Source organism: Agromyces agglutinans (assembly GCF_009647605.1).
In the GTDB taxonomy this organism is placed as follows: domain Bacteria; phylum Actinomycetota; class Actinomycetes; order Actinomycetales; family Microbacteriaceae; genus Agromyces; species Agromyces agglutinans.
In genome coordinates this window covers 40,894-54,110 of the sequence record NZ_WJIF01000014.1, presented here as the reverse complement: position 1 = coordinate 54,110, position 13,217 = coordinate 40,894, and the positions used below count along the sequence as shown (strand labels likewise).

9 protein-coding genes are annotated in these 13,217 nt (G+C 74.3%); 2 read left to right on the top strand and 7 right to left on the bottom strand.

Annotation, left to right across the window (positions count from 1 at the left end; translation table 11 throughout):
• The first annotated feature begins 81 nt into the window (after window positions 1–81).
• On the top strand, window positions 82–861 hold the full coding sequence (locus GE115_RS16985) for an alpha/beta fold hydrolase (RefSeq protein ID WP_153685947.1): 780 nt from the start codon (window positions 82–84) through the stop codon (window positions 859–861).
• A 150-nt stretch (window positions 862–1,011) separates the two neighbouring features.
• Window positions 1,012–1,272 carry a 30S ribosomal protein S20 gene (rpsT, locus tag GE115_RS16980; RefSeq protein WP_312855314.1) on the top strand — a complete coding sequence of 87 codons (261 nt, stop codon included), beginning with the start codon at window positions 1,012–1,014 and terminating at the stop codon, window positions 1,270–1,272.
• Window positions 1,273–1,340: 68 nt separating this feature from the next.
• On the opposite strand, the gene holA is transcribed toward rpsT, so the two are convergent.
• The 7 genes from holA to cydD all read right to left on the bottom strand — a co-directional run bounded on the left by holA (window position 1,341) and on the right by cydD (window position 13,216).
• Window positions 1,341–2,363 carry a DNA polymerase III subunit delta gene (gene holA, locus GE115_RS16975; protein ID WP_153685979.1) on the bottom strand — a complete coding sequence of 341 codons (1,023 nt, stop codon included), beginning with the start codon at window positions 2,361–2,363 and terminating at the stop codon, window positions 1,341–1,343.
• An 8-nt stretch (window positions 2,364–2,371) separates the two neighbouring features.
• A complete protein-coding gene (locus GE115_RS16970; RefSeq protein WP_153685945.1) occupies window positions 2,372–4,822 on the bottom strand; it encodes a ComEC/Rec2 family competence protein in 2,451 nt (816 codons plus the stop codon).
• The gene (locus GE115_RS16965; RefSeq protein WP_153685944.1) at window positions 4,819–5,562 is read right to left on the bottom strand and encodes a ComEA family DNA-binding protein; all 744 of its coding nucleotides are present in this window, start codon (window positions 5,560–5,562) and stop codon (window positions 4,819–4,821) included. Before GE115_RS16965 ends, GE115_RS16970 begins: the two co-directional genes overlap by 4 nt.
• Window positions 5,563–5,717: 155 nt before the next feature.
• Window positions 5,718–8,294, bottom strand: a complete 2,577-nt coding sequence (gene leuS, locus GE115_RS16960; protein ID WP_312855313.1) for a leucine--tRNA ligase — start codon at window positions 8,292–8,294, stop codon at window positions 5,718–5,720.
• 89 nt (window positions 8,295–8,383) lie between these two features.
• A complete protein-coding gene (gene pabB / locus GE115_RS16955) occupies window positions 8,384–9,820 on the bottom strand; it encodes an aminodeoxychorismate synthase component I (protein WP_312855312.1) in 1,437 nt (478 codons plus the stop codon).
• A 20-nt stretch (window positions 9,821–9,840) separates the two neighbouring features.
• The gene (gene cydC, locus GE115_RS16950) at window positions 9,841–11,565 is read right to left on the bottom strand and encodes a thiol reductant ABC exporter subunit CydC (protein WP_312855311.1); all 1,725 of its coding nucleotides are present in this window, start codon (window positions 11,563–11,565) and stop codon (window positions 9,841–9,843) included.
• Window positions 11,558–13,216 carry a thiol reductant ABC exporter subunit CydD gene (gene cydD, locus GE115_RS16945; protein ID WP_312855310.1) on the bottom strand — a complete coding sequence of 553 codons (1,659 nt, stop codon included), beginning with the start codon at window positions 13,214–13,216 and terminating at the stop codon, window positions 11,558–11,560. Before cydD ends, cydC begins: the two co-directional genes overlap by 8 nt.
• Between the last annotated feature and the right edge of the window lies 1 nt (window position 13,217).

The window sequence follows — 13,217 nt, the reverse complement described above, 5'->3', positions numbered from 1 at the left end:
ACGCTGGTCGCACGCGACGGCGCTGCGGACCGCACGCGGACCGAGCCCGTCGACCGAGCGAACCTCGATGGGAGGCGACGGATGACTCGGGCCAGGGTGGTGCTGGTGCACGGCATCCGCACCTCGGCGACGATGTGGCGCAACCAGTTGCGGCCCCTCGCCGAGCACGACCTCGACGTGCACGCCGTCGACCTGCCCGCGCACGGCACGCGGCGCGGCGAACCGTTCTCGGTGCACGCCGCGATCGACACGATCGACGAGGCCGTGTCGGGCGGCGACGCAGCAGGCTCGCGCGGCGACGGCGCGCCCGCACCGCGCCTGCTCGTGGGCCTCAGCCTCGGCGGCTACCTCTCGATCGAGTACGCCGCGCGCCATCCCGGTCGGATCGACGGACTCGTCGCCGCCTCGTGCGGCACGCGCCCGCGCGGCGTCGCGCTCGCCGGGTACCAGCGGCTCGCCGCGGCGATCGGGAGGCTGCCCGACCAGGGGCGTGCGGTCAACGACGGCATGGCCCGCCTCTTCCTCGGGCGCGAGGCGGCCGACGACGTCGTCGCGGGCGGCGTCGCGCTCGACGTGATGGCGCCGGCGCTCGCGGCCGTCGGCACCCTCGACCCCGAGGCCGCGCTCGCGCGCGTCGACTGCCCGGTGTGGCTCGTCAACGGCCGGTACGACCACTTCCGGTTCGAGGAGCGACGGATGCTCCGCGCCGCGCGCGATGCGAGACTCGTCGTGATCCCCGGCGCCACGCACCTGGTCAGCCTCGTGCGCCCACGCGAGTTCACCGCCGTCGTGCTGGGTGCGGTCGCCGAACTCGAGCACCGGCGTGCGAAGGCCACCCGGCGATCCGCCGCTGCGACCTGACGCGCACCGTCATTGGTGCGCGGGGCGCGAAGCTGGTATCGTTGCCTGTTGGCTTGCGTGTGGGTCCCACCCCGCACGAAACGCCGGATGCGAGCCCCTCTACCTCGCGACGGCACTTCCGCACCCACACGAGAACGAAAGACACACCACGTGGCAAACATCAAGTCGCAGATCAAGCGCAACCGCACCAACCTGAAGGCGCAGGAGCGCAACAAGGCCGTCAAGAGCGAGCTGAAGACCGTCGTGCGCGCTGCGCGCGAGGCGATCTCGGCCGGCGACAAGGAGCAGGCGACCGCCGCCGTCCAGGTCGCGAACCGCAAGCTCGACAAGGCCGCCTCCAAGGGCGTCATCCACAAGAACCAGGCCGCGAACCGCAAGTCGGCCATCGCGAAGCAGGCCGCCGCGCTGTAACCGGCGCCTCGGCCGAACGGGCCCCGCACCTCACGGTGCGGGGCCCGTTCTCGTTGGGGAGTTGCAGCTCAGTCGCGGCCGCGGTCGGCGATGAGGCCGACGAGGCGTTCGAGCGCGAAGACGGGGTCGCGCTCGGCGCCTTTGACGGCCGCGTCGGTCGCCGCGAGCGCCTCGATGACGCGGGCGAGGCCGGCGTCCTCCCACCCGACGAGGTCGCGCCGCGCGCGGTCGACCTGCCACGGCGCCAAGCCCAGGCTCGACGCGAGCTGCCCCGAGGCCCCGCGGACGCCGTGCACCTTGGCCATGGTGCGGATCTTGACCGCGAACGCGCCGACGATGGGCACCGGATCGGCGCCGGAGTCGATCGCCTGGCGCAGGGCGACGAGCGCCTCGCCGTGACGGCCCGCGATCGCCGCATCGGCCACGGTGAACGCGGTCGTCTCGACGCGACCGCCGTAGTACTTGGCGACGGTCCGCTCATCGATGTCGCCCGGTGCGTCGGCGAGCAGCTGGCGGCAGGCCGCGGAGAGTTCGCCGAGGTCGTCGCTGAACGCCGCGACGAGGGCGCGCAGGGCCGCGGGTGCGATGCGCCGGCCCGCGGCGCGGAACTCGGCGGCGGCGAAGTCCTGCTTCTCCGCGTCCTTCTTCAGCTCGGCGCAGACGACCTCGATCGCGTCGCCCGCGCCAGCGCGGACGGCATCGAGCAGCTTCTTGCCGCGCATGCCCCCGCGGTGGCGGAGGATCACCGTCGTCGACTCGGCGGTCGCCTCGACGTACTCGAGCGCGTCGAGCAGGAAGTCGTCACTCGCCTTCTCGACCGCGCTCACGCGGATGAGCCTCGGTTCGCCGAACAGCGAGGGGCTCGCGAGCGTCATGAGCTCGCCACGGCGATAGCCGTCGGCCTCGAGGTCGCTCACCTCGAGCGAGGGGTCTTCGGAGCGGAGGAGGTCGCGCAGCATCGAGATCGCCCGCTCGGCGAGCACGTCTTCGGAACCCGATACGAGCACGATCGGCGCCGGACGAACCTGATTCCAGCCGAGTTGCGGGATCGCGACCCTGCTCTTGGCCGAGGCCGTGCGCTGCGCCACCATGTCTCCCATCACCGTCGTCGGTCAAGTCTACGGTCGGCCCCCGACGGCGCCCGCGCGGTGCCGCCTCCCGCGGTGCCGGTGCCGCCGGTGCCGGGGGCCCGCGGTGCCGGGGCCCGCGCGCGGCGTTCCGACCACAGCTCGAACTCCCCGTCGACGACCGTGATGAGCGACGTGCCGGCAAGGTCGGTGCGCACGACGGCGGTGCCGGCCGACGCCAGCAGGTCGAGGAGGTGCCCGGTGGGATGCCCGTACCCGTTGTCGGCGCCCACGCCGACGATGCCGACCGTCGCGGCCGCCGCCGAGTACACCTGGGCCGACTGGTCGGCCGACCCGTGGTGGGCGACCTTGACCAGGTCGTAGCGCGCCAGCGCCGTGCGCGCCAGCATCCGCTGCTGCGCACCTTCGCCGAGGTCGCCGAGGAACAGGCCACGCCACCCAGGCATCTCGAGGTCGAGCACGAGGCTCGCATCGTTGCCGGGCGGCTCGCCCGGTGGCGGCCAGAGCAGCTCCCACGAGGCGTCCCCGAGACGCCCGCGCCGTCCCGCCGTCGCCTCGACGAACTCGGCGCCCGCGGCGGCCATGGGCTCGATGACGCGGTCCGAGCGCTCACCGTCGAGCGGGCCGTGCAGTACCGTTCCGACGCGTCCGGCGACCGCGTCGCTGCCGCCGACGTGATCGGCATCCCAGTGCGTGAGCACGAGCAGGTCGATCCGGTCGACGCCCGTGAGCTGCAGGCAGCGCTCGAGCGCCTGGGCGTCGGGACCGGTGTCGATGAGCGCCGTGCTCCCGGCCGAGCGGATGAGCACCGCATCGCCCTGGCCGACGTCGCACGCGGCGATGGTCCAGTTCCCCGGCGCCCCGGACCGGATCACCGCCGGGCCTCCGACGAGTATGCCGACGGGAATGGCGAGAGCGAGGACGAGGCATCCGGCCACCGCGCGCACGAGCCGGACGGGGCGGCGGCGGGCCAGCACGAGCCACAGCGCGCCGGCGGTGACGGCGGCGAGCAGTGCTGCGCCGGGCGCGTCGGCGAGCCACGGCAGCTGCGCGCCCGGCAGCGCGGCGATGCCGTGCGCCACGATCGCGATCCAGGTGGCGGGCAACCAGGCGACCTGCAGCGCCGCGAAGCCGACCGACGGGAGCACGGGCAGCAGGAGGCATCCGAGGAGTCCGACCATCGTGCCGACGGGCGCCGCCGGCCCCGCGAGCAGGTTGGCGACGACGCCGTAGGACGCGATCGACGGCGCGAGCAGCACGAGCACCGGCTGGCACGCGAGCTGGGCGGCGATCGGCACCGCCAGCACCACCGCGAGCGGGCCCGGCACGAACCGGGCGAGTCGCTCGCCGATCGGCCCGGCGAGCAGCAGCAGCCCGGCCGTCGCGCACACCGAGAGCGCGAACCCGTAGTCGCGCGCGTACCAGGGGTCGACGGCCAGCAACGCGATGACCGCGACCGACAGCGCGGCCACGCCGCCGCCGGGCCGCCCCGACGCCGTCGCCACGAGGACGACGATCGCCATCGCCCCGGCGCGCACGACGCTCGCCTCGGGAGTGACGAGCACGATGAAGCCCGCGAGCGCTGCGATGGCGACGACCACGCGGACCGCGCGCGGCGCACCGCACGCGGCGGCGAGGGCGAACGCGAGGGCGGTCACGATCGCGCAGTTCGCGCCCGAAACGGCGGTGAGATGGCTGAGCGACGACGCCTTCATGGATGCATCGAGCTCGGCGCCCACGGCGGCGGTGTCGCCGATCGCGAGCCCCGGTACGAGGGCTCCCCCGTCGCCGCCGAGGCGGTCGGCGGCCTCGGCGAAGCCGGCGCGAAGCGCCGCCGACCACGCGAGCAGGGGCCCGGGTGCCCGCACGTCGAGGTCGCCGACCGGGCGGAGCACGAACCCCTCGGCCTCAGCCGCCGGTGCACGCATCACGCGGGCCCGGAACCCGGCGATGGCCCCGAAGCCGAGTCCACGGGCCTCAGCGCCGCTGACGCGCACCGACACGGGCGACGCGGCCCGTCCGTCGACCGCGACGAGCCTCGCGTCGAAGCGGACCATTCCGTCGTCGGCGAGCCACGGCATGGTCGGCGAGGCCATGACCGCGCGGGGCGTTCCCGTGAGCTCGACGGCGACATCGACCGTCGCATGGTCGGCCGCGGCGGCTGCGAGCGGGGAAGCATCGCGCACGAGCGCGGTCGCGTGCGCCGAGTGCACGACGACGGCCGCGGCCGCGCTCGCGACGAGCACCGCCGCGGCCACCGCGCGCACGCCCGGCGCACGCCCCGTGCGATGCACGATGACGACGCCGATGAACGCGCCGAGTGCGAGCGCCCAGGCGAGCGCCATCGGCACCCAGGAGGCGATGGCGACGTCAGGCGCGGCGACCGCGAGCCACGCCGAGGCCCAGGCGACCGCGGCCGGCGCGAGCAGGCGGAGGTCGCGCCCACGCGCGGTCGAGCTCACAGCGCGACGAGGTCGACGAGTCCGGCGAACGTCGCATCGCCGATGCCGGCCACCTCGCGCAACTGGTCGACGCTGGTGAAGCCGCCGTTCGACTCCCGCCAGTCGAGGATGCGCTGCGCGAGGGCGGGACCGATGCGCGGCAGCGTGTCGAGCTCCGCCAGGCCCGCCGTGTTCAGGTGCACGAGCCCGTCACCGGGTGCCGCGGAACCTGCGCCGGCACCGCCGCCGACGCCGGCACCCGGTCCGCCGCCCGCCCCGGGCGGCGGGACCTCGCCGACCGCGGGTACCACGAGCTGCTCGCCGTCGGCGACCGGGCGGGCGAGGTTCACGCCCGCCGGGTCCGCGTCGTCGCGGAATCCGCCGGACGCGGCCACCGCGTCGACGACGCGCGAGCCGGCCGCGAGCTCGACCAGTCCGGGTTCGGCGACCGCGCCGAGCACGTGCACCAGCACGGTCGGCTCATCGCCCGCGGCATCCGTCGACCCGTCGGATGCGACCGCGGCGCCTTCGCCCGCTGCGGCGGCCGGCGCGTCGACCACGCCCTGCGCTCCCCCGCCGGCCGCGCTCGCCGACACGAGCGCGGCCACCGCGACCGCGGCGACGAAGCAGACGACGGCGGCGCCCACCGCGATGCGGGCGCGACGCGGCGCACGCCTCGCCGCGGGATCGAGCGCGTCGAGCGGGTCGCCCGCAGCGAGCGGGTCGCCCGCAGCGAGCGGGCCGGGACGCGGGTCGGGCATGCCTCGGACGCTACGGTCTCGCGAAACCCCCGGAGCCGGCCCCGGCCGGAGATGGGGACGGATCAGCCCATCGATCGCCTGTCACGGACCGGACCGGACCGAGCCTGACCGGACACCGGCCGAGGCCACGGACCGGCCCGCGACCTGGTCCGCGCTCAGCCGCGCGTGGCGATGTTCACGAGCTTCGGCGCGCGCACGATCACGTTCACGATCTCGCGCTCGCCGACCGCCCGCGCGACGGCGGCCGATGCTCGGGCGAGCTGCTCGAGTTCTTCGACCGTCACCTTCGCCGAAACCTCGAGGCGGTCGCGCACCTTGCCGTCGACCTGCACGATCGCCGTGACCTGCTCCTCGACGAGGAGCGCACGGTCGGGCTTGCGCCACGGCACGAGCGCGACGGACGGCTCGTAGCCGAGCCGCTCCCACATGTCTTCAGCGGTGAACGGCGCGAACAGGTCGAGGATCATCGCCGTGACCTCTGCGGCCTCGCGCACGGCGGCGTCGCCGGCACCCGGGCCCTGGTCGATCGCCTTGCGGGTCGCGTTCACGAGCTCCATGAGCCGCGCCACGATCACGTTGAACTTGAACGACTCCGCGAGGTGCGGGGCATCCGCCAGCAACCGGTGGGTGATCCGGCGCAGCGCCGGGTCGCCCGTCTTCCACTCGACGTCGGGGCTCGACGCGACTTCGCCGGAGATCCGCCACGCGCGGGCGAGGAACTTCGCGGAACCGACCGGCGAGACATCCGCCCAGTCGATGTCGTCTTCGGGCGGGCCGGCGAACGCGAGCGTCACGCGCAACGCGTCGGTGCCGTGCGCGTCGAGCTCCGACGCGAACTCGACCAGGTTGCCCTTCGACTTCGACATCTTCGAGCCGTCCATGAGGACCATGCCCTGGTTCAGCAGCGACGTGAACGGCTCGGTGAAGCTCAGGTACCCGAGGTCGAACAGCACCTTCGTGAAGAACCGCGAGTAGAGCAGGTGCAGGATCGCGTGCTCGACGCCGCCGACGTACTGGTCGACGGGGGCCCACTTCTCGGCCTCCTTCGGGTCGAAGGCGCGCGTCTCGTCGTTCGCGTTGAGGTACCGCAGGTAGTACCAGGAGCTGTCGACGAACGTGTCCATCGTGTCGGTGTCGCGCGTCGCGGGCGCGCCGCACGACGGGCAGGTCACGTTCACCCAGTCGTCGGCCGCGCCCAGCGGGCTCTTGCCCTTGGGCGAGAGGTCGAGGCCCGCGGCGTCGGGCAACCGCACCGGCAGGTCGGACTCGGGCACCGGCACCTCGCCGCAGTGCTCGCAGTGGATGATCGGGATGGGAGTGCCCCAGTAGCGCTGCCGGGAGATCAGCCAGTCGCGCAGGCGGTAGTTCTTCGCCGGGCGCCCGAGGCCGCGCTCCTCGAGCATCTCGATCGAGCGACGGATCGCGTTGGACTTCGACAGGCCGTCGAGCGGGCCCGAGTTGATCAGGCGGCCCTCGCCCGTGAGGGCGATGCCGGTGCTGACGGGGTCGAGCGCCGGGAGGTCCTCGGGCAGCATCGGCACGCCGTGCTCGTCGAGCGGGATCACCGGGATGACGCCCGTGACGGGCTGGTTCGTGTCGACGACGACGCGCACGGGCAGGTCGAACGCGCGCGCGAAGTCGAGGTCGCGCTGGTCGTGCGCGGGCACGGCCATGATCGCGCCGTGGCCGTAGTCGGCCAGCACGTAGTCGGCGGCCCAGATGGGCAGGCGCTCGCCGTTGATCGGGTTGATCGCGTAGCGCTCGAGGAAGACGCCCGTCTTGGGTCGGTCGGTCGAGAGCCGGTCGATGTCGCTCTCGGCGCGCACCGAGTCGAGGTAGTCGCCGAACCGGGTCTTCACCTCGTCGGATGCCCCGGCGACGAGTTCGGCCGCGAGCTCGGAGTCGGGCGCCACGACCATGAAGGTCGCGCCGTACAACGTGTCGGGCCGGGTCGTGAACACGGGGATCGGCGCATCGCGACCTTCGATCGCGAACTCGACGTCGGCGCCGGTGGATCGGCCGATCCAGTTGCGCTGCATCGAGACGACCTTCGACGGCCAGGCCCCCTCGAGCTGGTTGAGGTCGTCGAGCAGCCGGTCGGCGTAGTCGGTGACGCGGAAGTACCACTGGGTCAGGGCCTTCTTGGTCACGACGGCCCCGCAGCGCTCGCAATGGCCGTCGACGACCTGCTCGTTCGCGAGCACCGTCTGGTCGACCGGGCACCAGTTGACGAGCCCGGCCTTGCGGTACGCGATGCCCTGCTCGTACATCTTCAGGAACAGCCACTGGTTCCATCGGTAATACTCGGGGTCGCTCGTGTGCAGCTCGCGCGACCAGTCGAACGACGGCGCGTAGCGGCGGAACGAGCGCTTCTGCTGGTCGATGTTGGCATAGGTCCACGCGCTCGGGTCGGCGCCGCGCTTGATCGCGGCGTTCTCGGCGGGCAGGCCGAACGAGTCCCAGCCGATGGGGTGCAGCACGTCGAAGCCCTGGTGGCGCCAGTAGCGCGCGGCGATGTCGCCGAACCCGAACGCCTCGGCGTGACCCATGTGCAGGTCGCCCGACGGGTACGGGAACATCGACAGCACGTACTTGCGAGGGCGGGTGTCGCCCGGGCGACCGGCGCGGAACAGGTCGAGCTCCTCCCACTTCGGGAGCCATTTGTCTTGAATGGCGGCGAAGTCGTACGCGCCGGCGTCGGCGTGCTGGGCGGATTCCTGCTCGGTGGCCACGTGTCTCGCAATCGTGTTCGGTGCTCGGCCGGATGCCGGCCCTGCTGACGGGCGCGCGGGAGGGGGGCGCGCGCACCCGAGGACCCAGCCTATTCGATCGGCGGCGCGTCGCGCCCGGTGAGCGCGTCGAGCAGCGCGCGCGCCTTCACGCGCGTCTCCTCGATCTCGGCCTCGGGATCGGAGAGCGCCGTGATGCCTCCGCCCGTGCCGATCGAGGCGCCGTCGGGGGTGAGCACGATGGATCGGATCACCATCGCGAGGTCGGCGCTGCCGTCGACCGCGAGCGTGCCGAACGCGCCCGAGTACACGCCGCGCGGGCCGTGTTCCAGACCGTGCAGCAGGCGCATCGCGCTCTCCTTCGGCGCGCCGGTCATCGAACCGGCCGGGAACGCCGCCGCGACCGCGTCGACGGCGGTCAGCGGATGCCGCAGCCGCGCCCGAACGGTCGACACGAGCTGGTGCACGTGCGGGTACTCCTCGGTCTCGAGGAGCACGGGCACGTGCACGGTGCCCAGTTCGGCGATGCGCGCGAGGTCGTTGCGCATCAGGTCGACGATCATCAGGTTCTCGGCGCGCTCCTTCTCGCTGTCGGCGAGCTCGGCGCGGAGCATCCGGTCGCTGTCGGCGTCGGTGCCGCGCGGGCGCGTGCCCTTCATCGGCCGCGTCGAGACCGTGCTGTCGCGTTCGACGAAGAGGAACTGCTCGGGCGACGCCGAGAGCAGGGCGATGTCGCCGAAGCGCAGGTAGCCGCCATGGTGGCTCGGACTCGATCGCCGCAGGCGCAGGTAGGTCCCGACCGGGTCGGGGCGCACGTCGACGTCGACCCGGTTCGTGAGGCACAGCTGGTACGCGTCGCCGCGGCGGATCGCGGCCTGGCACTCGACGATCATGCGCGCGTAGGCGGTGGCATCGTGGCGCCAGCGAACGGATGGACGGTCGAGCGGCGCAGCATCCGCGGTGAACTCGCCGCCGCCCGGCCCTGCGGGTGGACCGGTCGGCGTCGCCGCCGCTGCGACCGCAGTCTCGCCGAGCGCGTTCGCGGTGTCGTCCGCCCAGGCCCGGCCGCTCCCCGCATCGTCGCCGTCCGCGTCGTCGAGCCACTCGAATCGCACCGAGCGGCGCTCGTGGTCGAACACGATCGCCCGGTCGGCGAAGAAGAACGCCGCGTCGGGCGTCGCCGCGCGCGCGAACGGCAGGCCCAGCCGGCGCGCCCCGAACTCGTACCCGAACCACCCGATCCAGCCGAGCGCCGTGCGCTCGCCGCCGGAATCGTCACCGTCGATCGCGGCGTCCGACGCGGCGATCCGGGCGCGCAGCCGTTCGAGCACGCCATCGGGATCGGCGGCGTCGGCGACCAGGAGCCGTTCGGTGCGGTCGTGCGCGACCGCGATGACGCTGCGCCCCGACGAGGCGCCCGCGCCGCCGTCGAGCCAGGCGACGACCGGCGCCGCCGCGGCGACGGCGAGGAAGGCCGCCTCGGGATCGACCCAGCCGGCGAGTTCGCGGACGCGGATGGAGCGGGGCACCTGACCAGCGTAGGGGCCGGTCAGGCGGGCCGGTGCTCCAGCTCGACGACGCGGTCGATGCCCGCCGGAGCACGCCGGACGTGCATGATGAGCAGCACGGTCCGGTCGGACGCGGCGGCCAGGAGGTCGGCCAGCAGCCGCTCGGCGGTCGCCGGGTCGACGTTGGCGGTCGGCTCGTCGAGCACCACGACCGGGAAGTCGGCGAGCATCGCCCTGGCGAGAGCGATCCGCTGCGCCTGCCCGCCCGACACGAGGGCCCCGCGCTCGCCGACGCGCGCATCGAGGCCGCCGCGTTCGCGCGTCCACTCGCCGAGGCCGACGCGGTCGAGCACGGCGAGGAGGTCGTCGTCGGTCGCCGTCTCGCGGGCGAAGAGCAGGTTCTGGCGGAGGCTCTCGTCGAACAGCCACGGCCGCTGCTCGACGAGCCCGACGCGTCGGCGTACCGCCACCGGATCGAGTTCGCGCGCCTCGACGCCGTCGATCAGGTAGGAGCCCTCGTAGTCGAGGAAGCGCACGAGCACGTGCGCGAGCGTGGTCTTGCCCGACCCCGACGGCCCGCGCAGCAGCACGCGCTCCCCCGGTGCGAGGTCGAGATCCAGGCCGTTCAGCGCGGCCGGTCGATCGACGGATGCCGCGGCGTCGAGGCCGGGTGCGATGTCCGGCCACGACGCCACGACACCCCTGAGCGCCAGCGTCGGAGCGCCGCCGTTTCCGGGCATCGGCACCGGCTCGGCCACCGCCTGCGCGACGCCGGCCGGCGGTTCGGCGGGCACGGCGGATGCCACGCGCGAGGCGCTGACCCGCGCGGTGCGCCACGCGCCGACCGCGAGCGGTACGGCTGCGGCGACCTCGGCGATCGCGAGCGGCACGAGGCACAGCACCGCGAACGCGGGTCCGTCGAGTCGGCCACCGTCGAGCGCCGAGAGACCGCCCGCGATGCTCGCGAGCGCCGCGAGTCCGCCGAGGGCGCTCATCACGGCGGCGGATGCCCCGGCCGCCGCGGCCCGCGTGCGCGTGGCCCGGGCGAGCCGTTCGCCGAGCCGCTCGATGCGCGCGCGGCCGGCGCCGGCCGCGTCGAACGCGACGAGCACGTCGAGCGCGCGCACGTGCTCGACGACGGCCGCCTGCAGTTCGCCCCGGAGGGGGGCGATCCGCCGGGCGCCGCGCTCGGCGGCGACGCGTTCGGCGAGGATGGCGACGGCGATGCCGCTGACGAGGCAGGTGAGGATGCCGAGCGCCGAGGCGGGAGCGAGCAGGGCCACACCGGCGACCGCGGCGAGCAGGACCACGACCGCGCTGGCGAGTGGTTGCACCGCGCGCAGCATCACGAACTGGAGGTCGTCGACATCGCCTGTGAACCGCGCGAGCAGCTCGCCGCGGCGCAGCATCCCCAGCCCGTCGGGGGCCGACGGCAGCATCCGCTCGTAGAGGCCCGACCGGATCGCGGCGAGCCGGCGGAACGCCGCATCGTGCCCGGCGAGCCGCTCGAGGTAGCGGAAGCTCGCGCGGCTCAGCGCGAACGCGCGCACGCCGACGACGCCGAGCGACAGGTACAGGATCGGCGGCTGCTCGGCCGCGCGCGTGATCAGCCACGCCGACGCCGCGAGCAGCGCGACGCTCGAGCCCGCCGAGACGATGCCGAGCAGGATCACCGGCACGAGCGCGCGGGCGGGCGGCACGGCGTCGCGGAGCACGGCGCGCGTACGGGCACGCGACTCGGCGGCGCGCGGACCGCGGTCAGGCACGACTGGGCACCCCCATCGGCACGATGCGGTCGGCGGCCTCGGCGAGCGGCATCCGGTGCGTCGCGACGAGGATCGCGCGACCGTCGGCGGCGAGTTCGCGCAGGCCCCGCGCGAGCGAGGCCTCGCGGGCCTCGTCGAGCGCCGACGACGGCTCGTCGAGGAGGAGCACCCCGAGGTCGCGAGCGAGCAGGCGGTGGATCGCCCGGGCGACCGCGACCCGCTGCGCCTGCCCGCCCGACAGTCCGCCGTTCTCGGGGCCGACCGCGGTCTCCGGGGCGAGGTCGTCGACCGCGGCGAGCCGCAGGGCGGTCGCGACCAGCTCGGGCGGGGCATCCGGATCGCCGAGCCGGACGTTGTCGGCGACCGTGCCGGCGATGAGCGTCGCCGACTGCGACGACCAGGCGACCGCGGCGTGACCCGCCCCGTCGAGACCGTCGACGATGAGGTCGCCATCCGCGTCGGCGAAGCCGAGGATCGCCGCGATCACACTCGACTTGCCCGAGCCGCTCGGCCCGGTGAGCGCGACCACCTCTCCGCGCGCGACGTCGAGGTCGACGCCGCGTGCCACGGTCGCGTCGCCGCGGCGCACGTCGACGCCCCTCAACGCGAGCCCGCTGTGCGGCTCGACGGCGACCCGCGGCTCGAGTCCGCCGCGCGGCGCGACGGGGCTTCCGCCGGCCGACGCCGCGCCCGTCGCCGGCCCGCCTGCCGCGGCCATGAGGTCGAGCGCGTCGCCCGACGCGGTGACACCGGCCGCCGCCGAGTGGAACGCGGCGCCGACGTTCCGCAGCGGCAGGAGCACCTCCGGCGCGAGCACGAGCACGAACAGCCCGATCGCGAGCGTGAGCCCGCCGTCGACGAGGCGCAGGCCGATCGAGACGGCCACGAGCGCGACCGAGAGGCTCGCCGCGAGCTCGAGCGTGAAGCCCGACAGGAAGGTCACCCGCAGCACGCGTATGGTGCGCACCCGGTAGTCGTCGGTGGTCGCCCGGATGCGGGCCACCTGGCGCCGCTCGCGACCGAACACCATGAGCGTCGAGAGGCCGCCGAGCACCTCGAGGAACGCCCGCGACAACGCCTCGAGGCTCTGCCACTGGCGACGCTGCACGGCCTGGGTCGCCAGGCCGATCAGCGCCATGAACAGCGGGATGAGCGGCAGCACGATCACGAGCGTCAGCCCCGAGAGCCAGTCGGCGGTCCATGCGGCGACGATCAGCACCGGGGTCGCGAGCACCGCGAGCAGCAGTTGCGGGAGGTACCGGCCGAAGTACTCGTCGAGCGCGTCGAGCCCGGGCCCGAGCAGCGTCGCGATCCGGGCGCTGGGGAACTCCGGCACGCCCTCGGGTCGTCGCTCGAGCGCCGCGAGCAGGTCCGCCCGGAACTCGCGCTTGACCGCCTGCGCTCCCGCGGACCCCACGACGTCCCAGCCCCACGCGGCGAGGGCTCGCATCACGACGGATGCCGCGACCACGGCCGCATCCCTCGCCGCGGTGGTGGCATCCCCGGCGACCAGTCCGGCGACGAGCGCCGCGAGCGACCACGCGAACGCCACCACGGCGGCGGTCTGCACGACGGCGAGGACCGCGCCCGTCGCCAGGAACCGCCGCGCCGCGCGGGAGCGTCGGATGAGCCTCGGATCGAGCGGCTTCACG